The 19,725-nt window shown below is 69.0% G+C and carries 20 protein-coding genes; 2 read left to right on the forward strand and 18 right to left on the reverse strand.

The features are described 5' to 3' along the window. Positions 1 to 74: 74 nt before the first annotated feature. A complete protein-coding gene (locus DY023_RS14300; RefSeq protein WP_116243005.1) occupies positions 75 to 1,487 on the reverse strand; it encodes a dipeptidase in 1,413 nt (470 codons plus the stop codon). Between the two features lie 36 nt (positions 1,488 to 1,523). Here DY023_RS14300 and DY023_RS14305 point away from each other — a divergent pair, with 36 nt between their 5' ends. Beyond that, on the forward strand, positions 1,524 to 2,099 hold the full coding sequence (locus DY023_RS14305) for a DUF3043 domain-containing protein (protein ID WP_116243006.1): 576 nt from the start codon (positions 1,524 to 1,526) through the stop codon (positions 2,097 to 2,099). A 36-nt stretch (positions 2,100 to 2,135) separates the two neighbouring features. Here DY023_RS14305 and DY023_RS14310 read toward each other — a convergent pair whose 3' ends face one another. The 8 genes from DY023_RS14310 to DY023_RS14345 form a co-directional block, all read right to left on the reverse strand. Further along, complete coding sequence (locus tag DY023_RS14310; RefSeq protein ID WP_116243007.1) at positions 2,136 to 3,164, reverse strand: quinone-dependent dihydroorotate dehydrogenase; 1,029 nt, start codon at positions 3,162 to 3,164, stop codon at positions 2,136 to 2,138. A 10-nt stretch (positions 3,165 to 3,174) separates the two neighbouring features. Continuing rightward, positions 3,175 to 3,645 (reverse strand): transcriptional regulator NrdR, encoded by a 471-nt coding sequence (gene nrdR / locus DY023_RS14315; protein WP_116243008.1) that lies wholly within the window; start codon positions 3,643 to 3,645, stop codon positions 3,175 to 3,177. Positions 3,646 to 3,668: 23 nt separating this feature from the next. Continuing rightward, positions 3,669 to 4,982, reverse strand: coding sequence for a histidinol dehydrogenase (gene hisD / locus DY023_RS14320; protein ID WP_181905864.1), 1,314 nt, complete (start codon positions 4,980 to 4,982; stop codon positions 3,669 to 3,671). A gap of 2 nt (positions 4,983 to 4,984) precedes the next feature. After that, positions 4,985 to 5,941, reverse strand: a complete 957-nt coding sequence (locus DY023_RS14325) for a hypothetical protein (protein ID WP_116243010.1) — start codon at positions 5,939 to 5,941, stop codon at positions 4,985 to 4,987. Between the two features lie 115 nt (positions 5,942 to 6,056). Continuing rightward, positions 6,057 to 9,572 carry a DNA polymerase III subunit alpha gene (dnaE, locus tag DY023_RS14330; RefSeq protein WP_116243011.1) on the reverse strand — a complete coding sequence of 1,172 codons (3,516 nt, stop codon included), beginning with the start codon at positions 9,570 to 9,572 and terminating at the stop codon, positions 6,057 to 6,059. A 43-nt stretch (positions 9,573 to 9,615) separates the two neighbouring features. Next, on the reverse strand, positions 9,616 to 10,335 hold the full coding sequence (locus DY023_RS14335) for a hypothetical protein (RefSeq protein WP_116243012.1): 720 nt from the start codon (positions 10,333 to 10,335) through the stop codon (positions 9,616 to 9,618). Then, entirely contained in the window at positions 10,332 to 10,889 is a 558-nt protein-coding gene (locus tag DY023_RS14340; protein WP_245958719.1) for a DUF6114 domain-containing protein, read from the reverse strand. The genes DY023_RS14335 and DY023_RS14340 overlap by 4 nt, the downstream gene beginning before the upstream one ends. 14 nt (positions 10,890 to 10,903) lie before the next feature. Continuing rightward, positions 10,904 to 11,500: a DUF6230 family protein gene (locus DY023_RS14345; protein WP_116243110.1), complete on the reverse strand. Its 597-nt coding sequence runs from the start codon at positions 11,498 to 11,500 to the stop codon at positions 10,904 to 10,906. A 108-nt stretch (positions 11,501 to 11,608) separates the two neighbouring features. Here DY023_RS14345 and DY023_RS14350 point away from each other — a divergent pair, with 108 nt between their 5' ends. Further along, the gene (locus DY023_RS14350; RefSeq protein WP_116243013.1) at positions 11,609 to 12,208 is read left to right on the forward strand and encodes a TetR/AcrR family transcriptional regulator; all 600 of its coding nucleotides are present in this window, start codon (positions 11,609 to 11,611) and stop codon (positions 12,206 to 12,208) included. A 3-nt stretch (positions 12,209 to 12,211) separates the two neighbouring features. Here the strand turns inward: DY023_RS14350 and DY023_RS14355 are convergent, their stop codons facing one another. The 9 genes from DY023_RS14355 to murC all read right to left on the reverse strand — a co-directional run bounded on the left by DY023_RS14355 (position 12,212) and on the right by murC (position 19,672). Continuing rightward, on the reverse strand, positions 12,212 to 12,784 hold the full coding sequence (locus DY023_RS14355) for a GNAT family N-acetyltransferase (protein ID WP_116243014.1): 573 nt from the start codon (positions 12,782 to 12,784) through the stop codon (positions 12,212 to 12,214). A gap of 86 nt (positions 12,785 to 12,870) precedes the next feature. Beyond that, complete coding sequence (locus DY023_RS14360) at positions 12,871 to 13,797, reverse strand: RluA family pseudouridine synthase (protein WP_116243015.1); 927 nt, start codon at positions 13,795 to 13,797, stop codon at positions 12,871 to 12,873. A gap of 2 nt (positions 13,798 to 13,799) precedes the next feature. Beyond that, positions 13,800 to 14,408 (reverse strand): signal peptidase II, encoded by a 609-nt coding sequence (lspA, locus tag DY023_RS14365; protein WP_181905858.1) that lies wholly within the window; start codon positions 14,406 to 14,408, stop codon positions 13,800 to 13,802. A gap of 4 nt (positions 14,409 to 14,412) precedes the next feature. Beyond that, positions 14,413 to 14,985 carry a DivIVA domain-containing protein gene (locus DY023_RS14370; protein WP_116243016.1) on the reverse strand — a complete coding sequence of 191 codons (573 nt, stop codon included), beginning with the start codon at positions 14,983 to 14,985 and terminating at the stop codon, positions 14,413 to 14,415. 131 nt (positions 14,986 to 15,116) lie between these two features. Continuing rightward, positions 15,117 to 15,416 carry a YggT family protein gene (locus DY023_RS14375; RefSeq protein ID WP_116243017.1) on the reverse strand — a complete coding sequence of 100 codons (300 nt, stop codon included), beginning with the start codon at positions 15,414 to 15,416 and terminating at the stop codon, positions 15,117 to 15,119. A 12-nt stretch (positions 15,417 to 15,428) separates the two neighbouring features. Beyond that, a complete protein-coding gene (locus DY023_RS14380) occupies positions 15,429 to 15,896 on the reverse strand; it encodes a cell division protein SepF (RefSeq protein WP_116243018.1) in 468 nt (155 codons plus the stop codon). A gap of 137 nt (positions 15,897 to 16,033) precedes the next feature. Continuing rightward, positions 16,034 to 17,164 carry a cell division protein FtsZ gene (gene ftsZ, locus DY023_RS14385; RefSeq protein WP_116243019.1) on the reverse strand — a complete coding sequence of 377 codons (1,131 nt, stop codon included), beginning with the start codon at positions 17,162 to 17,164 and terminating at the stop codon, positions 16,034 to 16,036. A gap of 185 nt (positions 17,165 to 17,349) precedes the next feature. After that, on the reverse strand, positions 17,350 to 18,270 hold the full coding sequence (locus tag DY023_RS14390) for a cell division protein FtsQ/DivIB (RefSeq protein WP_116243020.1): 921 nt from the start codon (positions 18,268 to 18,270) through the stop codon (positions 17,350 to 17,352). A 1-nt stretch (position 18,271) separates the two neighbouring features. Beyond that, the gene (murC, locus tag DY023_RS14395) at positions 18,272 to 19,672 is read right to left on the reverse strand and encodes a UDP-N-acetylmuramate--L-alanine ligase (RefSeq protein ID WP_116243021.1); all 1,401 of its coding nucleotides are present in this window, start codon (positions 19,670 to 19,672) and stop codon (positions 18,272 to 18,274) included. Positions 19,673 to 19,725 lie beyond the last annotated feature (53 nt).

Here is a 19,725-nt window from a genome sequence, read left to right on the forward strand (position 1 = left end):
CTTGAGTACTCGTGCGGCGCGGGCGCCGCCCCGTTCGCAGTCTACCGCCGCGTGGCTCGGGGCGGCCTGCTCCCTCAGCTCTGCGCCGCGCGGTTCATCCGTGCGAGCAGGAGCGCCTCTGCGCGCACCGCATTGCGGAAGGTCTCCAGGTGCAGGGACTCGTTCGGGCTGTGCGCGCGCGAGTGCGGGTCCTCGACACCCGTGACCAGGATCTGCGCACCGGGGAACTCGCGCACGAGATCGGCGATGAACGGGATGGATCCGCCGACGCCGAGGTCGATCGGCGCCACGCCGTAGCCGTCCGCCATCGCCCCGCGGGTGAGCTCGACAGCCCATCCGGTCGTGTCCACGAGGAATCCGTCGCCGAGGTCCACGTCGCTGAAGGTCAGCTCCGCGCCGAACGGCGCATGCGCCCGCAGGTGCGCTTCCAGGGCCGCGTAGGCGTCCGCCGCCCGCTGGCCGGGGGCGACGCGCGAACTGATCACGACGCTCACCTCCGGCAGCAGCGTGTTGGATGCCGCTTCGACGCTGGTCGCGTCGATGCCCGTGACCGTCACGGAGGGCTTGTTCCAGATGCGGCTCAGAATCTCGTCGCGCCCGATCGGCGACACACCGGGGAGCAGGCCGGTCTCGTCGCGCAGCGTGTCCTCGCCGTAGGCCGGCGTCTCTGCATCCCTGGCCCCCAGCCCCTCGACGGCCACTGCGCCGTCGGCATCCCACAGGGTGGCCAGCAGCGTGACCGCCGCCATCATCGCGTCGGGAACCGCCCCGCCGAACATGCCCGAATGCGAGGCGTGCTCCAGCGTGCGGATCTTCAGCGTGAACCGCGCGTTCCCGCGCAGCGAGACGGTCAGTCCCGGCGTGCTCTGATCCCAGTTGCCCGAGTCGGCGACGACGATCGCGTCGGCGCGCAGCGCGTCGGCGTTGTCGGAGAGGAACTGCGCGAAGGATCGGGAGCCGTACTCCTCCTCTCCCTCGATGAACAGCGAGACGCCGAGGTCGAAATCGTCGCCGAGGACCTCGGACACCGCGCGCAGCGAAGCGATGTGCGACATGATGCCCGCCTTGTCGTCTGCGGCGCCGCGCCCGTAGAGGCGGCCGTCACGGACGGTCGGCTCGAACGGCGGCGTCTCCCAGAGTGCTTCGTCGCCGTGCGGCTGCACGTCGTGGTGGGCGTAGAGCAGGATCGTCGGGCGTCCGTTGCGAGCCTTCCTGGTCGCCAGGACGGCGGGCTGTCCCATCTCGTCGGTCCCGGGGATCGCGGCGCGCAGCACGCGCACCTCGTCGAAGACGCCGGTGCCCCTGGCCAGGTCGGCCACCGCGTCGGCGCTGCGCTCCAGCTGCGTCTGGTCGAATGCGGGCCAGGCGATGCCGGGGATGCGCACGAGCGCACCGAGGTCGGAGAGGGCAGCGGGGATGCCGGTCGCGACCGCTTCCAGGACGGATGCGTCCTGCTCGGCGGACGACGGGGAGGAGATGGTGGTCATGCGAGTAATCTTAAGGAACGATCCCCGATCCACGACATGAGGACTGCTGTGCCCGCTTCCACTCCCCCCGCCAGCGACGACGCCCCCGAGACGCCCGCCGTCGGCAAGGGCCGCGCCACCCCGAAGCGCTCCGAGCAGGAGGCCGCGCGCCGTCGCCCCCTCGTGGCTGACACCAAGGAGGCCCGCGCCGCGGCGAAGGCCGACCTGCAGGCGCGTCGCAACCGCGCCCGCATCGGCATGGAGAACGGCGAGGAGAAGTATCTGCCGCCGCGCGACAAGGGCCCGCAGCGCCGCTGGGTGCGCGACTACGTCGACGCCGGCTGGCATCTCAGCGAGTGGGTGATGGCGATGATGATCGTCGTCATCATCGCGGCACTGATGCCGATCACGACGATCGCGTACGGCGCCATGATCGCGCTCTGGATCTTCATGCTGCTCGCCGTGCTCGACATGGTCCTGCTCGCGTGGCGCGTGAAGCGCAAGGCCGCGGCGAAGTTCGGCAAGGAGCGCCTGGAGCGCGGTCTGGGCTGGTACGCCGCGATGCGCTCCCTGCAGATGCGCTTCATGCGCCTGCCCAAGGCTCAGGTCAAGCGCGGCCAGTACCCCGACTGACCCTTCGACAGGCTCAGGGACCCAGGATTCTGCTGATCAGCGAGCTGCGCTGCGCAGTCCGCGGTTGATCTGGCGCGCCCAGAACGGTCCGCGGTACAGGAATGCCGTGTAGCCCTGCACCAGCGTGGCCCCGGCATCCAGGCGCTTCTGCACGTCTTCCGCAGTCTCCACTCCCCCGACGGCGATCACGCAGAAGTCGGCGGGTACGGCTGCGCGCACGACGGCGAGCACGTCCAGCGAGCGCTGCTTCAGCGGCGCTCCGGAGAGCCCGCCCGCCCCCGCAGCCTCGACGACGGCCGGATCGGTGACCAGGCCCTCACGACCGATCGTGGTGTTGTGCGCGATGATGCCGGCGAGCCCTTCGGACACCGCCATCGCGGCGATCGCGGCAATCTCCTCATCCGGCAGGTCGGGGGCGATCTTCACGAGCAGCGGGGTCTCGCCCGCGGCATCCTTCACCGCGCGCAGCAGCGGTGCGAGCGTCTCGACGGCCTGCAGTCCGCGCAGGCCGGGAGTGTTCGGCGAGGAGACGTTCACGGCCAGGTAATCGGCCAGCGGCGCCAGTCGAGTCGCGGATGCCACGTAGTCGGCCGTCGCGTTCTCGACGTCGACGACCCGGCTCTTGCCGATGTTCACGCCGATCACCGTCTTCGGGGCGCGGCGGCGCAGCCTGCGGAGGCGCTTCGCCGCGGCATCCGCTCCTTCGTTGTTGAAGCCCATCCGGTTGATGACCGCGCGATCGGCGACGAGCCGGAACAGCCGGGGCTTCGGGTTGCCGTCCTGCGGGATCGCGGTGACGGTGCCGACCTCGACGTGACCGAACCCGAGCGCGGCGAGGCCGCGCACACCGACGGCGTTCTTGTCGAATCCGGCGGCCACGCCGAAGGGCGAGGGGAACGACAGGCCCAGCGCCTGCACGCGCTGCTCGGGCCGAGGCCTGGTCAGCCCGCCGGCGACCCACGAGAACGGAGGCACGCCGGCCACCCGGATCACGGCCATACCGGCGTGGTGCGCGAACTCCGGATCGAAGCGCGAGAGGACGAGGCGGAAGAGCAGCGGATACATCCCTGCCAGATTACCGGTCGGCGGCACCGGCCTTCGCACGGTCGGCGCGCAACTCGCCGATGGCGGTCTCGAAGTCCTCGAGCGAGTCGAAGGCCTGGTAGACGCTGGCGAAGCGCAGGAATGCCACTTCGTCGAGCTCGCGCAGCGGTCCGAGGATGGCCAGCCCGATCTCGTTGGTGTCCAGCTGCGAGACGCCTGTCTGCCGGACCGCCTCCTCCACGCGCTGAGCGAGGACTGCGAGATCCGCCTCCGTCACCGGACGCCCCTGGCAGGCCTTGCGCACGCCGGAGATGACCTTGTCACGGCTGAACGGCTCGACGACGCCGGACCGCTTGATCACCGCGAGGCTCGCCGTCTCGGTCGTCGTGAAGCGCCCGCCGCACTCGGGACACTGGCGTCTGCGGCGGATCGACAGTCCGTCGTCGCTGGTGCGCGAATCGATCACGCGGGAGTCCGGATGCCGGCAGAAGGGGCAGTGCATGATGCTCCAGAGTACTCGCCGGATCAGCTCACGGCGGTGAAGCGCGCCTCAACGGCCTCGCCGTGAGCCGGCAGCCCCTCGATCTCGGCGAGTGCGACGACACCCTCGCGCACCAGGGCGAGGGCCTCCCGATCGTAGGAGATCACCTGCTGCGGGCGGAGGAAGGTGTACGCCCCGAGACCCGGCGCGTAGCGGGCCTGCCCGCCGGTCGGCAGCACGTGGTTGCTGCCCGCCATGTAGTCGCCAAGACTCACGGGCGTCTGGTCACCGAGGAACACCGCCCCCGCGCTCGTGAAGTCGCCCGCAGCCTCGTCGGCATCGGCCAGGTGCAGTTCGAGGTGCTCCGGAGCGTAGGCGTTGCTGAAGGCGACGGCCATGGCGCGGTCGTCGACCAGGACGATCGCCGACTGCGGGCCGCTCAGCGAGACCTGGACGCGTGCGCTGTGCCTGGTGCGTGCGGTCAGGGTGCTGACCTGCTCCGCCACACGCTCGGCGAGCTCGGGCGAGTCCGTCACGAGCACGGCCGAGGCCTGCTCGTCGTGCTCGGCCTGGCTGATGAGATCCGCCGCGACGAGCACCGGGTCGGCATCGGCATCCGCAACGATCAGGATCTCGGTGGCCCCCGCTTCGGAGTCGGTGCCGACGATTCCGGCGACGGCGCGCTTGGCCGATGCGACGTAGTTGTTCCCGGGTCCTGCGACCACGTCCACCGGATCGAGACCGAGGCTGTCCACGCCCCAGGCGAGGGCGCCGATCGCGCCGGCACCGCCCATCGCGTACACCTCGTCGATGCCCAGCAGGGCCGCGGCCGCGAGGATGGTCGGATCGATCCGCCCGGCGTGGGCGCTCTGCGCCGGCGATGCGAGCGCGATGCTCCTGACGCCTGCGACCTGGGCCGGGACGACGTTCATCACGACGCTGGATGCCAGTGCCGCCTTGCCCCCGGGGATGTACACGCCCACTCGGTCGACCGGCTGCCAGCGCTGCACGATGCGCGCGCCGGGGCCGATCTCGGTGGTGCGCGAGTCCGGCACCTGCGCCGCGGATCCGCGGCGCACCCTGTCGATGGCGGCCTCGAGCGCCGCGCGGACGCGAGGATCGACCGACGCGAGCGCCTCGGCGAGGTGCTCCGCGGGAACGCGGATCTCGTGCCCGCTCACGCCGTCGAACCGCTCCGCCTGTTCGCGGAGCGACTCCTCGCCGCGACGGTGCACGTCGTCGACGATGCGCGCGGCGGTGTCCAGCGCCTCGGCGCGGGCCTGCACGGCCCGCGGGACGGCGGCGAGCATTGCCGCGGCGGAGAGTTCCTGTCCGCGGAGGTCGATGGTGCGCACCAGGGTCAGCCCTTCGTGATGTTCGTGATGTCGTGCAGGTAGCCGATGCGGCCGTCGTCATGGCGGATGACGTAGGCACCGCCGCGATCGTCGATCACGAGCGCCCAGGCGTGCGGTCCGATGGTGAAGAGCTCCCGGCCGTGCTCGTCGAGCACCTCGCGCGCATCCGGTGTGAGGATCCAGAACGGCTGCCCGGATTCCGCCGGCTGTGCTTCGCCGGTGCGGTGGGTCTCGTCGTCCGCTTCCTCGGCGCCGGCGAGGTCGTCGTCCTCCTCGCCCGCGGTGAGCAGTTCCGTCACGGCATCCGGCCCGGTCGCGAACAGGAAGTCCTCCTCCTGCGCTTCGGCCTCTTCCGCTGCTTCCGGTGCCTCCGCCTCGCGGGCGGGAGCCTCGATCGCGAGGAGCTCGCGGTCGGCGCGCACCGGCACGATCACCGGACGGACCGGGTTCGCGTTGCGATGCGCCAGGGTCTCGAGCCGGCCCTGGAAATCGTCACGGAGTCCGGGTACGAGCGGCGCGAGCACGGTCAGCACGACGAGCGCGAGAGCGACGACGGTCTCGACGATCGGTGCCCAGCCGACCAGGAACGCACCGGCCGAGGCCGATGCGGAACCGAGGTCCCAGAGCAGCTGCACCCAGAGCACGGCCGAGACCGAGAAGGCCACCGACGCGAACTGGTCCACGCCCAGCGAGCCGATCCGCCGGATGCCCTCCGGCGAGAACCGCCGCAGCACGATGAGGAAGACGGCCGCCGTCGGCACCGCGACCGGCAGGATCCAGTGCAGTCCGCTCTGCCACAGCGAGCCGGCGCCGAGGCCGCCGACCGGGAAGAACGAGACGACGAATCCGATGAGCCAGCAGGCCACGATCAGAAGCTCGCGCAATGTCATCCCGAGGGTGCCGGGCTGGGGTTCGACCTGCTCTTCGTACAGCACGCCATCGTCGGGGGCCGCGGTGCTCATCGATGTGTTCCTTTCGTCGCAGCGCGCGTCTGGGGAGTTCGCAGCGCCGGGTACGCGACCCGATCCTACCGGCGGAGACCGTCCGTCCGCCGCCGATGACGGCGTACGGCGGTGTTCAGCCCAGGCAGGACGGGCCCAGCAGCGATTTCAGATCGCCGAACAGGTCGGCGGAGACGGAGACCGGCATGGGCACCTCGAACACCTTCGCGGAGCCGCCGCGATGCACCTTCAGCACGACCTCGGTCTCACCGGAATGCCGTCGGAGCACCTCCGCCAGTTCGATCATCACGCGCTCGGTCGCACGCTGCTCCGCCACGACCAGTGACAGGGGCCCGGCGGCGTCGAAGGAACCGACGTCGGGCGCGAACGCCGACTGCGCGTGCAGGTTGAGTCCGTCGTCGCGGCGCGAAACCCGTCCGCGCACGGCCAGGATCGCATCCTGCTGCAGCACGTGCTGGAACTCGGTGTACGTCTTGCCCATGAACATGACGGTCACCTCGCCGTTGAAGTCCTCGACGGTGATCATGCCGTAGGGATTTCCGCTGGCCTTCGCGACCCGGTGCTGCACGCTGGTGACGAGCCCGGCGACGGTGACCTGGTCGCCGTCCTGCAGGTCCTCGGAGGCGAGCAGGTCGTGGATCGAGATCGAGGCGTGCTTGGCCAGCGGCACCTCGAGTCCGGCGAGCGGGTGGTCGGAGACGTAGAGGCCGAGCATCTCCCGTTCGAAGGCGAGCTTGTCCTTCTTGGTCCACTCGGGCTTCTCCGGCACCTGGACGGGCGGGACCTCATCGGCCTCCCAGAGGCTGTCGAAGTCGAATCCGACCTCGCCGTTCACCTCCCTGCGCTTCGTGCTCACGGCGGCTTCGACGGAGTCCTCATGGATCTCCAGCAGCGCCCGGCGGGTGTTGCCCATCGTGTCGAACGCGCCGGCCTTGATCAGGGACTCGACCGTGCGCTTGTTCGCGACGTGCAGCGGCACCTTGTTCAGGAAGTCGTGGAACGAGGTGAACTTCTCCTCCTTGCGCGCTTCGATGATGCCGTCGACGACGTTGCTGCCGACGTTGCGGACAGCGCCGAGGCCGAATCGGATGTCCTCCCCGACGGCCGCGAAGAAGTTGATCGACTCCGAGACGTCGGGCGGGAGCACCTTGATGCCCATGCGGCGGCACTCGTTGAGGTACAGCGCCATCTTGTCCTTCGAGTCGCCGACGCTGGTCAGCAGCGCCGCCATGTACTCGGCCGGATAGTGCGCCTTCAGGTAGGCGGTCCAGTATGAGACCAGTCCGTACGCCGCCGAGTGGGCTTTGTTGAACGCGTAGTCCGAGAAGGGCAGCAGGATGTCCCACAGGGCCTGGACGGCGCCCTCGCCGTAACCGCGCTCCTTCATACCGCCCGAGAAGCCCTCGTACTGCTTGTCCAGCTCGGACTTCTTCTTCTTGCCCATCGCGCGCCGCAGGATGTCTGCCTGTCCGAGGCTGAAGCCCGCCACCTTCTGAGCGATCGCCATGACCTGTTCCTGATAGATGATCAGGCCGTAGGACTCTTCGAGGATGTCGGCGAGGGGTTCGGCGAGCTCGGCGTGGATCGGCGTGATCTCCTGCTGCCCGTTCTTCCGCAGCGCGTAGTTCGTGTGCGAGTTCGCGCCCATGGGGCCCGGCCGGTACAGCGCGATGAGTGCGGAGATGTCACCGAAGTTGTCGGGCTTCATCAGGCGCATGAGCGAACGCAGCGGCGGGCTGTCGAGCTGGAACACACCCAGCGTGTCGCCGCGGGCCAGGAGGTCGTACACGGCGCGGTCGTCGAGCTGGAGGTGCTCGAGGTCGAGCTCCTCCCCGCGGTTCAGGCGGATGTTGTCGAGGGCGTCCGAGATGATCGTGAGGTTGCGCAGCCCCAGGAAGTCCATCTTGATGAGGCCGAGAGACTCGCACGACGGGTAGTCGAACTGCGTGACGATCTGACCGTCCTGCTCGCGCTTCATGATGGGGATGATGTCGAGCAGCGGGTGCGACGACATGATCACGCCCGCGGCGTGCACGCCCCACTGCCGCTTCAGTCCCTCCAGGCCGAGGGCGCGCTCGAACACCGTCTTGGCCTCGGGGTCCGTATCGATCAGGGCACGGAACTCGCTGGCCTCCTTGTAGCGGGGGTGCCCGCTGTCGAACATGCCGCTGAGCGGCATGTCCTTGCCCATCACCGCGGGCGGCATCGCCTTGGTGAGCCGGTCGCCCATGCTGAAGGGGAAGCCCAGCACGCGTCCCGCGTCTTTCAGCGCCTGCTTGGACTTGATCGTGCCGTAGGTCACGATCTGCGCGACGCGCTCGGAGCCGTACTTCTCGGTGACGTAGTCGATCACCTCGCCACGACGGCGATCGTCGAAGTCGACGTCGAAGTCGGGCATCGAGACGCGGTCCGGGTTGAGGAATCGCTCGAAGATGAGGCCGTGCTCGAGCGGATCGAGGTCGGTGATCTTCATGGCGTACGCCACCATCGAACCGGCACCGGAACCGCGGCCCGGTCCGACGCGGATGCCGTTGTTCTTCGCCCAGTTGATGAAGTCGGCGACCACGAGGAAGTAACCGGGGAAGCCCATCTGCAGGATGACGCCGAGCTCGTACTCCGCCTGCTTGCGCACCTTGTCGGGGATGCCGCCGGGGTAGCGGTAGTGCAGGCCGGCCTCGACCTCCTTGACCAGCCAGCTGTCCTCGGTCTCGCCGTCTGGCACCGGGAACTTCGGCATGTAGTTCGCGGCGGTGTCGAACTCGACCTGGCAGCGTTCGGCGATCAGCAGCGTGTTGTCGCACGCCTCGGGGTGGTCGCGGAACAGCTGCCGCATCTCGGCCGCGGTCTTGATGTAGTAGCCGTCACCGTCGAACTTGAACCGGTTCGGGTCGTCCATGGTCGACCCCGACTGCACGCACAGCAGGGCCTCGTGCGCATCCGCCTCGTGCTGGTGCGTGTAGTGCGAGTCGTTCGTGGCCACCAGCGGGATGCTCAGGTCCTTGGCCAGGCGCAGCAGGTCGGTCATGACCCGCCGCTCGATGGACAGGCCGTGATCCATGATCTCGGCGAAGTAGTTCTCCTTGCCGAAGATGTCCTGGAACTCCGCCGCCGCCGCGCGAGCCGCGTCGTACTGCCCCAGACGCAGGCGGGTCTGCACCTCGCCGGAGGGGCACCCGGTGGTGGCGATCAGACCCTTGCCGTAGGTCTGCAGCAGTTCGCGGTCCATTCGGGGCTTGAAGTAGTAGCCCTCGATGCTGGAGAGGGAGCTGAGCCGGAACAGGTTGTGCATGCCCTGCGTGTTCTGACTCCACATGGTCATGTGGGTGTACGCACCAGCACCGGAGACGTCGTCGCTCTTCTGGTCCGCCGAGCCCCACGCCACTCGCGTCTTGTCGCTGCGGTGCGTGCCGGGGGTGACATACGCCTCGAGGCCGATGATCGGCTTGACCCCTGCGGCGTTGGCCGCGTTGTAGAACTCGAACGCCGCGAAAGTGTTCCCGTGGTCGGTCACCGCGATGGCCGGCATGCCGTACTCGGCCGCCGCCTGGGTCATCGCGCCGATCTTCGCCGCACCGTCCAGCATCGAGTACTCGCTGTGGACATGGAGGTGCACGAAGGAGTCGGATGCCATGCTTCGAGTCTACGAGGCTGCCCCGACACCGCCTGGCCCGGGCTCACTTCTTCGAGACCATCCTCTGGTCGGTGTTGCTGTAGCTGATCGAATCGGCGATCGTGCCCACGAGGCCCATCTTCACGTGCAGCAGGCCCGGTTCGACATCGTCCAGCGACGGTGGCGTGTCCAGCCCGAAGGTGAACAGCGTCTTGCCGTCCTTACCGGTCGCGGTCAGGGACCCGAGGTACACCGTGACGTCGCCCTTCAGCGACATGGTGTCAGCGTCGGTGACCAGGCCGTCGTGATCCGGCGGGCGAACCGACAGGGAGAAGCCGGTGATGGTGATCGTGTCGGCACTGATCTTCAGCACCCGCACGTCCTTGCCGCTCGTGGTGGGAACGGTCACGATGCCGATCGACTTCAGGCCGCTGAACGACAGGCTCTTCGATCCCATCTGCGCGGGCGTGTCCGTGAACACCGGCGCATCGGCGTCCGGCTCGGCGACGACCGGCGTAGGAGTGGGGGCCGGAGCTGGGAGCTTCGCCCCCGGCACCGTCGGAGTGCTCTGGGAGGGATCCTCGGGGCTTCCGGATGCCGGAGCGGTCGGCGACGGCGTCGGAAGCGGGTCCGCCTGCTTCGGGCAGAGCCACGGGAACACATCGCAGAATCCGGTGTGCCGCACCGTCGCGGCAGGTGCAGGGGCAGCGCCGACGGTGAGCGGCATCACCAGCGCGCACACCGCGAGTGCAGCGGCCGCGAATCTCGTCCGGCGAGCCGTCACGAGGCGACCTCTACGCCGTCGGGAACAGCATCGGCCTCGGCGACCGCGGCATGCTTCCGTGGCATCCAGGCCACCACCAGGACACCCCCGACCGAGGCCAGGATCATGCCGATCAGGAACCCGCCGAGGTTCACGCCGATCAGCGAGTACAGCGCGACGACGAGCGCGAGCACCCCGTAGAACACGTGGTGCACAGGCATCGTGATCGCCAGCACACCGAGCAGCAGCAGGGCGATCGGGATGATCGTGGCCTGCAGCCCCTCGATGCCGAGCTGTACATGCAGATGGCCGATGTCGAGCTGGCCGGAGAAGAACATCTCGACGCCGCCGACAGCGACCAGCACGCCGCCGACGAACGGCCGACGCTTCGCCCACGCGCGGAAGCGCTGCCAGGCGCCGCGCGCGCCCGTCACTGCGCGATCCGGCTCCGGGACCTCCTCCTCGGAGCCGGCGAGCAGGGACTCGAGTTCCGCGGCGGTCGCGTCGGCGCGCGCTGAGGCGCGGCGCTCGCGGCGCGACGACATGGTCCGGTCCAGATCCTCGCTGTCAGACATCGGATGCGCTCCGCTCAGAAGCATCCCTTTGATCCGTCCGTCAGCTCCAGGCTCATGCCGGTGAGCGTGAACACCGAGGCCTGCGTGCTCCATGCGGTCTGCTGCAGACCCTTGATGGAGACGGTGTCGGCGTCCTGGGCGAAGTCGCCCGCGGTGCCCTTCTCCTCCGTGCCCACAGTCGACGCGTCCACGCCGATGCGGATGTTCCCGAACGACGCATCGCCCTTCAGCCCGGTCATGCCGATCTGCAGGTCGGAGGCGGATGCCGGGGCGTCGCCACCGCCGGCCTTGATCAGCACACCGACCTTGCCGAGCGGGGTCTCGGTGACCACCGACTGGCAGAGATCGGCCAGGGTCGCGCTCTTGATGTTCGCGATCGCGACGGTGTGCTGGCCACCCTCGGAGTCGGTCGCGACGCCGGCGTACTGCGAGAACCCGGTGCCCTCCAGCTGACTCGCGCTGATCTGGAACTGGCTGCCCGACACGGCGAACGAGACCGGGACCTGCCCCTGGGCCACTCCCCCCATGAGGACGGCGGCGGCGATCCCGACGGGGACCGCGGCCAGGGCGATGCGCCCGCCGTGCGTGGTGGTCAGCTTCGAGAACTTCATGGTGGGCTTCTTCATCGATCCTCCTGGGGTGAGCATCCTCGTTGACGCGACTTCGAGCATAACTCTCATTGACTCATAGTCAATAACGTCCGCCGATAGGATTTCGGCATGTCCGTCGAGCGCCGCATCCGTCTCACTCCGGATGAGCGCCGCGCTCAGCTCGTCGCCGCCGGCGTGAACTTCCTGAGCGACCATCCGCTGGACGAGCTGACCATCGACGAGCTCGCCGAACGCGCCGGCGTCTCGCGCGCGCTGATCTTCCACTACTTCGAGACCCGCCAGGGCATGCACCGCGCCGTCGTCACGACCGCACGCGACGCACTGCTCACCGCCACCGCTCCCCGACCCGAGCTGCCGGCGCGCGAGCGCGTGCACGACACCTTGGAGCGCATCGCGACGTTCGTGCGGGAGCACCGCGGCACGTTCTTCTCACTGGTCCGAGGCGTGGCCAGTGGAGACCCCGCCGTGCGGGCGGTCGTGGACGAATCCCGCGAGAAGAACGCCGCGCACCTGCTGGAGGCGCTCCTCGAGGTCGGCGAACCCGATTCGCGCGCCCTGCGGATCACGCTGCGGGCGTGGGTGTCCTTCGCGGAGGAGATCTTCGTCACCCTCGCCGTCGACGACGACGCGGACCGCGACGCCGTGGTCGCGTTCCTGGAGCGCTCGCTCGAGGCAGCCGTCGCCGCAGCACGCGGCGCGGAGCTCTGAGGGTCAGCCCAGTTCGAGCCGCATCAGCACACGAGGAAACCCGTCGAGCACGGATCCGGTGTCCGCTGCTTTGGTGAACCCGGCACTCTCGAACAGTGACCTCGTACCGACGTAGGCCATCGTCTGGTTCACTTTCGCACCGGCGTTGTCGACGGGGTACCCCTCGATGACCGGCGCCCCGCGCTCCCGCGCGTAGGCGACCGCACCGTCGACAAGCGCGTGCATGACGCCCTGCTTGCGGAAGCCCGGCCGCACCCGGAAGCACCACAGCGACCACACGTCGAGGTCGTCCACGTGCGGGATGAGCCGGTTCCGCGCGAAGCTCGTGTCGCGTCTCGGATGCAGCGCCGCCCACCCGACCGGAACGCCGTCTCCATAGGCGATGACCCCTGGCGGCGGATCCTGATGGCACAGCTCGCGCACCTTCTCGGAGCGCTGCGGTTCACGCAGCTTCCGCGCCTCGGTGCTGCCCAGGCGGTAGTTCAGGCAGAAGCACACGTTCGACGTCGGTTTCTGCGGTCCGATGACCGCCGCGACGTCGTCGAATTCGATCGCGGGACGCACCTCGATGTCCATGCGGCCAGTGTGCCAGCGGCATCCGACATCAGGGGCCCTGCACCGCGGGTCCTGAGCGAGGAGCGCAGCGACGAGACGAAGGGCGCTCAGTATCCGGATGAGCGGAGGACGTCCAGAGCGTGCTGGAAGTCCGCGGGGTACGCAGACTCGAACTCGACCCACTCCCCCGTCGCGGGATGCGTGAACGCCAGCTGATGCGCGTGCAGCCACTGCCGGGTCAGGCCGAGCCGCTCGGCCATCTTCGGGTCGGCGCCGTAGAGCGGGTCGCCGACGCATGGATGCCGGTGCGCGGCCATGTGCACGCGGATCTGATGCGTGCGACCGGTCTCGAGGTGGATCTCCAGCAGAGAGGCGCCGGGGAAGGCCTCCAGCGTCTCGTAGTGCGTCACCGAAGGCTTGCCGTCGGGCACGACGGCGAACTTCCACTGGTGGTGCGGGTGACGCCCGATCGGCGCGTCGATGGTTCCGACCAGCGGGTCGGGGTGCCCCTGCACCACGGCGTGGTAGATCTTCTCGACCGTGCGCTCCTTGAAGGCCCGCTTGAGAGCGGTGTACGCGGTCTCGGTCTTCGCGACCACCATCAGGCCGCTGGTGCCCACGTCCAGGCGGTGCACCACGCCCTGGCGCTCGGCGGCGCCGCTCGTGGCGACGCGGAACCCGGCCGCGGCGAGGGCACCGACCACGGTCGGGCCCTCCCAGCCCAGCGACGGGTGCGCAGCGACACCCGTGGGCTTGTCGACCACGACGATGTCGTCGTCGTCGTACACGATGCCCAGTTCGGGGACGGCGATCGGCACGATGCGCGGCTCCTCCTTGGGCTGCCAGCTGACTTCGAGCCAGCCGCCGCCGCGCAGGCGGTCGGACTTGCCGAGGGACACGCCGTCGAGGGAGACGCCGCCGGCCTCGGCCACCTCAGCCGCGAACGTGCGTGAGAAGCCCAGCATCTTCGCCAGAGCGGCGTCGACACGAGCGCCGTCGAGGCCGTCCGGGACCGGCAGGGTACGCGACTCCACGCTCAGCTCTCCGACGACGGGGATGCCTCGGGCGCAGCGCCCTCGGTCGCGCCCTTCTCGGCGTCGCGGTTCTCCGCAGCGGCCTTCTCCGCGGCCTCGTGGTCCCGTTCGCGCGTGCCGTCGAACCGCAGCCCGAACAGCACGAGCAGCGCGACGGAGATCATGCCCGTGACGATGAAGATGTCGGCCACGTTGAAGATCGCCGGCATCATCCAGGGCATCGAGATCATGTCGACGACCTCGCCGACGGGGAACCCTGGGTCACGGAACACGCGATCGGTCAGGTTGCCGAGCACGCCGCCCAGCAGGCATCCGAGGACGACGGCCCAGAGCCGAGAGCGCAGACCGAAGGCCTTCCACACGATCACGACAGCCACGATCGCCAGGGCGGTCGTGAAGATCCACGTGGCGCCGCTGCCAATCGAGAACGCCGCTCCGGGGTTGCGCACATAGAACAGCTGCAGGAAATCACCGAGGACCGGCACCGCCTTGCCATAGGGCAGGTACGTGATGGTGAGGTGCTTCACAAACTGATCGGCGGCCAGCACGACCGCCGCGAGTACCGCGACGATCGCACCGGCCGCCGACCGACGAAGAGGGCGACGGGTCAACGACTTACAGTCCGATGGCCGAGACCGGAGTCGAATCCGTCGACGCGGCACGCTGGTCGAGGTCGCGGAGCTGACCTTCGATCAGGCTGCGCAGCTTGGAGCGGTAGTCGCGCTCGAACTCGCGGAGCTCGGTGATGCGTCCCTCGAGCGTGTTGCGCTCGCGCTCGAGACGCGCGGACTGCTCACGCTGCTTCGCCTCTGCGTCGCGGCGGATGCGCTCGACCTCGTTCTGAGCGTCGGCGATGAGCTGCTGGCGCTTGGCCTCGCCCTCGGCGACGTGCTCGTCGTGCAGGCGCTGGGCCAGCTCGATGATGCCGGCGGTCGCGGTCGCGGAGCCGGTGACCTCGTGCGAGATCGGAGCTGCGGCGGCGGGAGCCGACGCCACCGGGGCAGCTGCCTTCTCACCGGATTCGTAAGCCGCCAGCTTGGCCTTCAGCTCGGCGTTCTCCTCGAGCGCCTTGCGCCACTCGATGACGATCTCGTCGAGGAAGTCATCGACCTCGTCCGGGTCGAATCCGTCCTTGAACCGAACGTGCTGGAACTCCTTGTGGACGACGTCATCCGGGGTCAGTGCCATGGGTGGCTCCTCTTTCGATGAGTGCGATGCGCCAGATGTCGAGCACTGGCGATGAATATCGGTGGCGGTACCCGGGGGCGCGCCTGGGTGCCAGCATAGTCCCCCCGCCTGTGACCTGTGACGGCGGTCTCTCAGGGGAAGATCGCGCGTACGACGGACATCAGGATGAGCACGCACAGCATGGTGAGCGCGAATCCGAAGTCGAGCGAGAGCGAGCCGACGCGCAGCGGAGGGATCCACTTCCGGAACATCCGGATCGGCGGATCGGTGACCGTGTAGACCACTTCCGCCATCACCAGACCGGCGCCCTTCGGGCGCCACTCACGATTGAACAGCGGAATGTAGTCGAGGATCAGCCGCGCGAACAGCACCAGCAGGTACAGCAGCAGCAGCAGGTTGAGGATGCTGCCGATGAGGCCCAAGATGTTCAAGGCCGGGCGCGGTCAGGACTGATCGAACCCGGCGGAGTCCGCCTGGGCGATGCCGCCGTGCCCGGAGACCGCGATGTTCTCGGGCGACAGCAGGAACACCTTGCTGGTGACCCGCTCGATGCGTCCGTACAGTCCGAGCGACAGTCCGCTCGCGAAGTCGATGAGTCGACGCGCGTCGGCGTCACTCATCTGCGAGAGGTTGATGATCACCGGGATGCCGTCGCGGAAGTTCTCCGCGATCAGCTGGGCGTCACGGTACTGCTTCGGGTGCACGGTGAGGATCTCGTTCACGGCGCCTCCTGCCGGCTGACGGACGGCCGTGGGCCGACGCAGAGGGGTGACCGGGGCCGGTGCCTGCTCCTCGCGCTCGCGCTGCGGACGCGCTGCGGGCGTCGACTGCTGCGGCGCCTCGTCCTCGTAGACCTCTTCCTCATCGGCGAGGCCGAGATACACCATGGTCTTCTTCAGCGGGTTTCCCATCGTGTCCTCCGGTTGGTCGTCTGGGCCTGGTTCGAGGTTAACCCCGGTCGGGGTGCGGATCGGTGATTCACCCGCCGATCCTCCGGGTGTGTCGCGCGGCCGTTCCATCGTGACGGCGCCGGCCGCGCGACGGGTCGTCACTTCAGGAACTCGGGAATGTCGATGTCACTGTCGTCGTCGACGGCGGGCTCGAAGCTCATCGCCGGGACGACGACCTTCTTCTCCTCCGCGGGCGCGACGACCTCGGGCTTGTCGACCTGAACCTCGGGCAGCTGCGCCGCCGGGCGCTCGATGACCATCGGCTCGAGGCGCGCAGTGGGCTCGCCACCGTCGAAGCCGGCGGCGATCACCGTGACGCGCACCTCGTCGCCGAGGGTGTCGTCGATGACGGTTCCGAAGATGATGTTCGCCTCGGGGTGCGCGGCCTCCTTGACGAGGTCGGCAGCATCGTGGATCTCGAAGATGCCGAGGTTCGATCCACCCTGGATCGACAGCAGCACGCCGTGAGCACCCTCGATGGACGCCTCCAGCAGCGGCGACTCGACGGCGAGCTCCGCGGCCTTGATGGCGCGGTCGGCGCCGCGCGCCGAACCGATTCCCATCAGCGCCGATCCCGCGCCCTGCATCACCGACTTGACGTCGGCGAAGTCGAGGTTGATGAGACCCGGGGTGGTGATCAGGTCGGTGATGCCCTGCACACCGGCGAGGAGCACCTGGTCGGCCGTGGCGAAGGCCTCGATCATGGAGATGCCGCGGTCGCTGATCTCCAGGAGGCGGTCGTTCGGCACCACGATGAGGGTGTCGACCTCCTCCTTCAGCTTCGCGACGCCGGCCTCGGCCTGGCTCTGGCGGCGACGGCCTTCGAAGGAGAACGGCTTGGTGACGACGCCGATGGTCAGGGCGCCGATCGACTTGGCGATCCGCGCGACGACAGGGGCGCCTCCGGTTCCGGTCCCGCCGCCCTCACCCGCGGTGACGAAGACCATGTCGGCGCCGGTCAGCGCCTGCTCGATCTCCTCCGCGTGGTCCTCTGCGGCGCGACGACCCACCTCGGGGTCGGCGCCGGCGCCGAGACCACGGGTGAGCTCGCGACCGACGTCGAGCTTGACGTCGGCGTCGCTCATCAGCAGCGCCTGCGCGTCGGTGTTCACGGCGATGAACTCGACGCCGCGAAGGCCGAGTTCGATCATGCGGTTGACGGCGTTGACACCGCCACCGCCGACGCCGACGACCTTGATCACGGCGAGGTAGTTCTGGTTCTGGCTCATGGCCGGCCTCCGTTGTTTCGAGCCTGAAGAATGTGAACCTTAAACCTCAAGTAGAGGTGTAAAGTATTTCCCGGTATTGCGTTCTCACGACTGAACGTAAGCGGCGACGGGCGCTGCGCCCTCAAGCGACACGGCGTTTCGCCGCGATCGACGGCGCAGAACGTCCGCTGCCGCGTGGGCAGCGCTCAGCCGACCACCGGGACGGTGGGCGAGGAAACGTCGAAAGTCCTGGACTTCGGGTTGTTGACCATCAGCTTCGACAGGATCACGGACTTCGCGGCGGAATCCTCGGAGCTCCCCCACAGCACCGTCCTGCCGTCGCCGAGGACCAGGGTCACACTGTCGGGTGTCGACGCGCGGACGTCTGTGAGCGCCGATCGCACCTCAGCGGGGAGCGAGCGGACCACGAGTCCGGCGCTCTCGAATGCCGGGGTGCCCGCACCGCCGGTGATGCTGAGCAGCGGCTGCCCCTCGGGCCGGGCGTCCGTCGTGGCGAGGGCGACGCCCGCCGCATCCACGAGCGTGTATCCGGCGCCCGAACGCAGCACGCCGATCGGAGTGCGCTCGACGATCCGCACAGTCAGCCCGTGCGGCGGACGCACCTCGAGCGCGTAGGTCTCGATCAGCGGGAACGCCATCAGAGCGGACTTCACCGCGCTGTCGTCGACGAGGGCGATCGGCGTCCCGATCTGCCCGGACAGCGCCTGCTCGACCTGCTGCGCATCGAGCGACTTCGCCCCGACCACGGAGATGTCCTCGACGGCGAACAGCGGGCTGTACGCCGCGGCCGCCGTGCCGAGCACGACCAGCAGCACGGCACCGATCGAGGTGAGCCAGACGAATCGCCGGCGGCGGGAGCGCGATGTGAAGCGCCGGATCTCCGCGCGCAGCGCCTTTCGCCGCGCCCGCGCCGCCCGCCAGACATCCGCGCCGCTGACCTCTGCCACCGGATCCACCACCGGACCGATCGGGTCGATCGGCGCCGTCTCGTCATCGGGCACCGCGGATGCCTCGCCGCGCAGCGGCACCGGATCCCGGGCGGACTCGGTGCGAACCGACTGACGCGCCTGTTCCTCCGAAGCCGGGATCGGTGCCGGGCGTCGCATGTCAGGCCTCCGGGGTCCGCCGGAGGGACTCGAGCACCTGCGGGATGATCTGGTACACGTTGCCGCAGCCGAGCGTCACCACGACATCGCCGTCGCGGGCGAAACCGGCGGTGTAGTCCGCCGCATCCTGCCAGTCGGCGACGTAGTGCACGTGAGCCGGATCGGCGAACGCCCCCGAGACGAGCTCGCCGGTCACACCGGGCACCGGATCCTCGCGTGCGCCGTAGACGTCGAGCATCACCGTGTGGTCTGCGAACTGCTCGAGCACCTCGGCGAACTCGCGGTACATGTGCTGGGTGCGCGAGTACGTGTGCGGCTGCTGGATGGCGATCAGCCGGCCGCCGCCGGTGAGCGTGCGCATCGCCTGCAGAGCGGCGCGCACCTCCGTCGGGTGGTGCGAGTAGTCGTCGTAGACGCGCACACCGCGCTCACTGCCGTGCAGCTCGAGCCGGCGGACGGTGCCGGCGAATCCCTCCACGGCCCGCACCGCGTCGGCGAGGACGTACCCGAGGGTCAGCAGCACCGCGACCGCACCCGCGGCGTTGATCGCGTTGTGCGCACCGGGAACAGTCAGCTGCATCCGCGCGCGGTCCGCGCCGTGCACGATCGTGGCGGCGACAGGGCCGTCCGTGGCGACCTCCGCGACGCGCACGTCGGCGTCCTCCGCCTCACCGAACGTGATCACGTTCGGGTGGGTGAGACCGGCGTGCACGCGGAGCGCACCGGCGTCGTCGCTGGAGATCACGACCGCCTCCAACGCCTCGTTCGCGAAGCGCACGAAGGCGTCGTAGAACGCGTCCTCGTCGCCGAAGAAGTCCAGGTGATCGGGGTCGACGTTCGTGATCAGCGCGATCGCGGTGTCGTAGAGCAGGAACGTGCCGTCGGACTCGTCCGCCTCGATCACGAACAGGTCGTCCGCGCCGGAGGAGCTGGAGAGCCCGAGCTGCTCGATCACGCCGCCGTTGACGAAGTTCGGGTCGGCGCCCAGCGCCTGCAGCGCGGTGACGATCATGCCGGTCGAGCTGGTCTTGCCGTGCGCACCCGCCACCGAGACCAGACGGCGCGAACCGATCAGCCAGTGCAGCGCCTGCGAGCGGTGGATGACGTGCAGTCCGCGCTCCTTCGCCAACACGAACTCCGGGTTCTCCGGCCAGATGGCGCCGGTGTGCACCACCGTGTCAGCGTCGCCGAGATGGGCGGCGTCATGGCCGACGTGCACGGTCGCGCCGGCGGCGGCGAGAGCACGCAGGTTGGCACTGTCGGCGCGGTCCGAGCCGGACACGCGGATGCCGGCGTCGAGGAACATGCGGGCCAGCCCGCTCATACCGGAACCGCCGATGCCGATGAAGTGCGCGGATTCGATGGTCTCGGGAATCGGGAGGGAGAGGTCGGGTCTGATCATGTCCTGCTCAGTCTACTTTTGCGGTCGCGCCGACGGGCTCAGCGACCCACGTG

The sequence above is a fragment of the Microbacterium bovistercoris genome, from assembly GCF_003387575.1.
Classification (GTDB): domain Bacteria; phylum Actinomycetota; class Actinomycetes; order Actinomycetales; family Microbacteriaceae; genus Microbacterium; species Microbacterium bovistercoris.

Excerpts from the sequence above, each read along its gene's own strand:
- DY023_RS14300 (WP_116243005.1), bottom strand. The coding sequence starts at position 1,487 with ATGACCACCATCTCCTCCCCGTCGTCCGCCGAGCAGGACGCATCCGTC.
- nrdR (WP_116243008.1), bottom strand. The coding sequence starts at position 3,645 with ATGCACTGCCCCTTCTGCCGGCATCCGGACTCCCGCGTGATCGATTCG.
- DY023_RS14355 (WP_116243014.1), bottom strand. The coding sequence starts at position 12,784 with ATGGACATCGAGGTGCGTCCCGCGATCGAATTCGACGACGTCGCGGCG.
- DY023_RS14350 (WP_116243013.1), top strand. The coding sequence starts at position 11,609 with ATGTCCGTCGAGCGCCGCATCCGTCTCACTCCGGATGAGCGCCGCGCT.
- DY023_RS14325 (WP_116243010.1), bottom strand. The coding sequence starts at position 5,941 with ATGAGCACCGCGGCCCCCGACGATGGCGTGCTGTACGAAGAGCAGGTC.
- DY023_RS14310 (WP_116243007.1), bottom strand. The coding sequence starts at position 3,164 with ATGTATCCGCTGCTCTTCCGCCTCGTCCTCTCGCGCTTCGATCCGGAG.
- DY023_RS14380 (WP_116243018.1), bottom strand. The coding sequence starts at position 15,896 with ATGGGAAACCCGCTGAAGAAGACCATGGTGTATCTCGGCCTCGCCGAT.
- DY023_RS14370 (WP_116243016.1), bottom strand. The coding sequence starts at position 14,985 with ATGGCACTGACCCCGGATGACGTCGTCCACAAGGAGTTCCAGCACGTT.
- ftsZ (WP_116243019.1), bottom strand. The coding sequence starts at position 17,164 with ATGAGCCAGAACCAGAACTACCTCGCCGTGATCAAGGTCGTCGGCGTC.
- dnaE (WP_116243011.1), bottom strand. The coding sequence starts at position 9,572 with ATGGCATCCGACTCCTTCGTGCACCTCCATGTCCACAGCGAGTACTCG.
- DY023_RS14345 (WP_116243110.1), bottom strand. The coding sequence starts at position 11,500 with ATGAAGTTCTCGAAGCTGACCACCACGCACGGCGGGCGCATCGCCCTG.
- DY023_RS14305 (WP_116243006.1), top strand. The coding sequence starts at position 1,524 with ATGAGGACTGCTGTGCCCGCTTCCACTCCCCCCGCCAGCGACGACGCC.
- murC (WP_116243021.1), bottom strand. The coding sequence starts at position 19,672 with ATGATCAGACCCGACCTCTCCCTCCCGATTCCCGAGACCATCGAATCC.
- DY023_RS14340 (WP_245958719.1), bottom strand. The coding sequence starts at position 10,889 with ATGTCTGACAGCGAGGATCTGGACCGGACCATGTCGTCGCGCCGCGAG.
- DY023_RS14390 (WP_116243020.1), bottom strand. The coding sequence starts at position 18,270 with ATGCGACGCCCGGCACCGATCCCGGCTTCGGAGGAACAGGCGCGTCAG.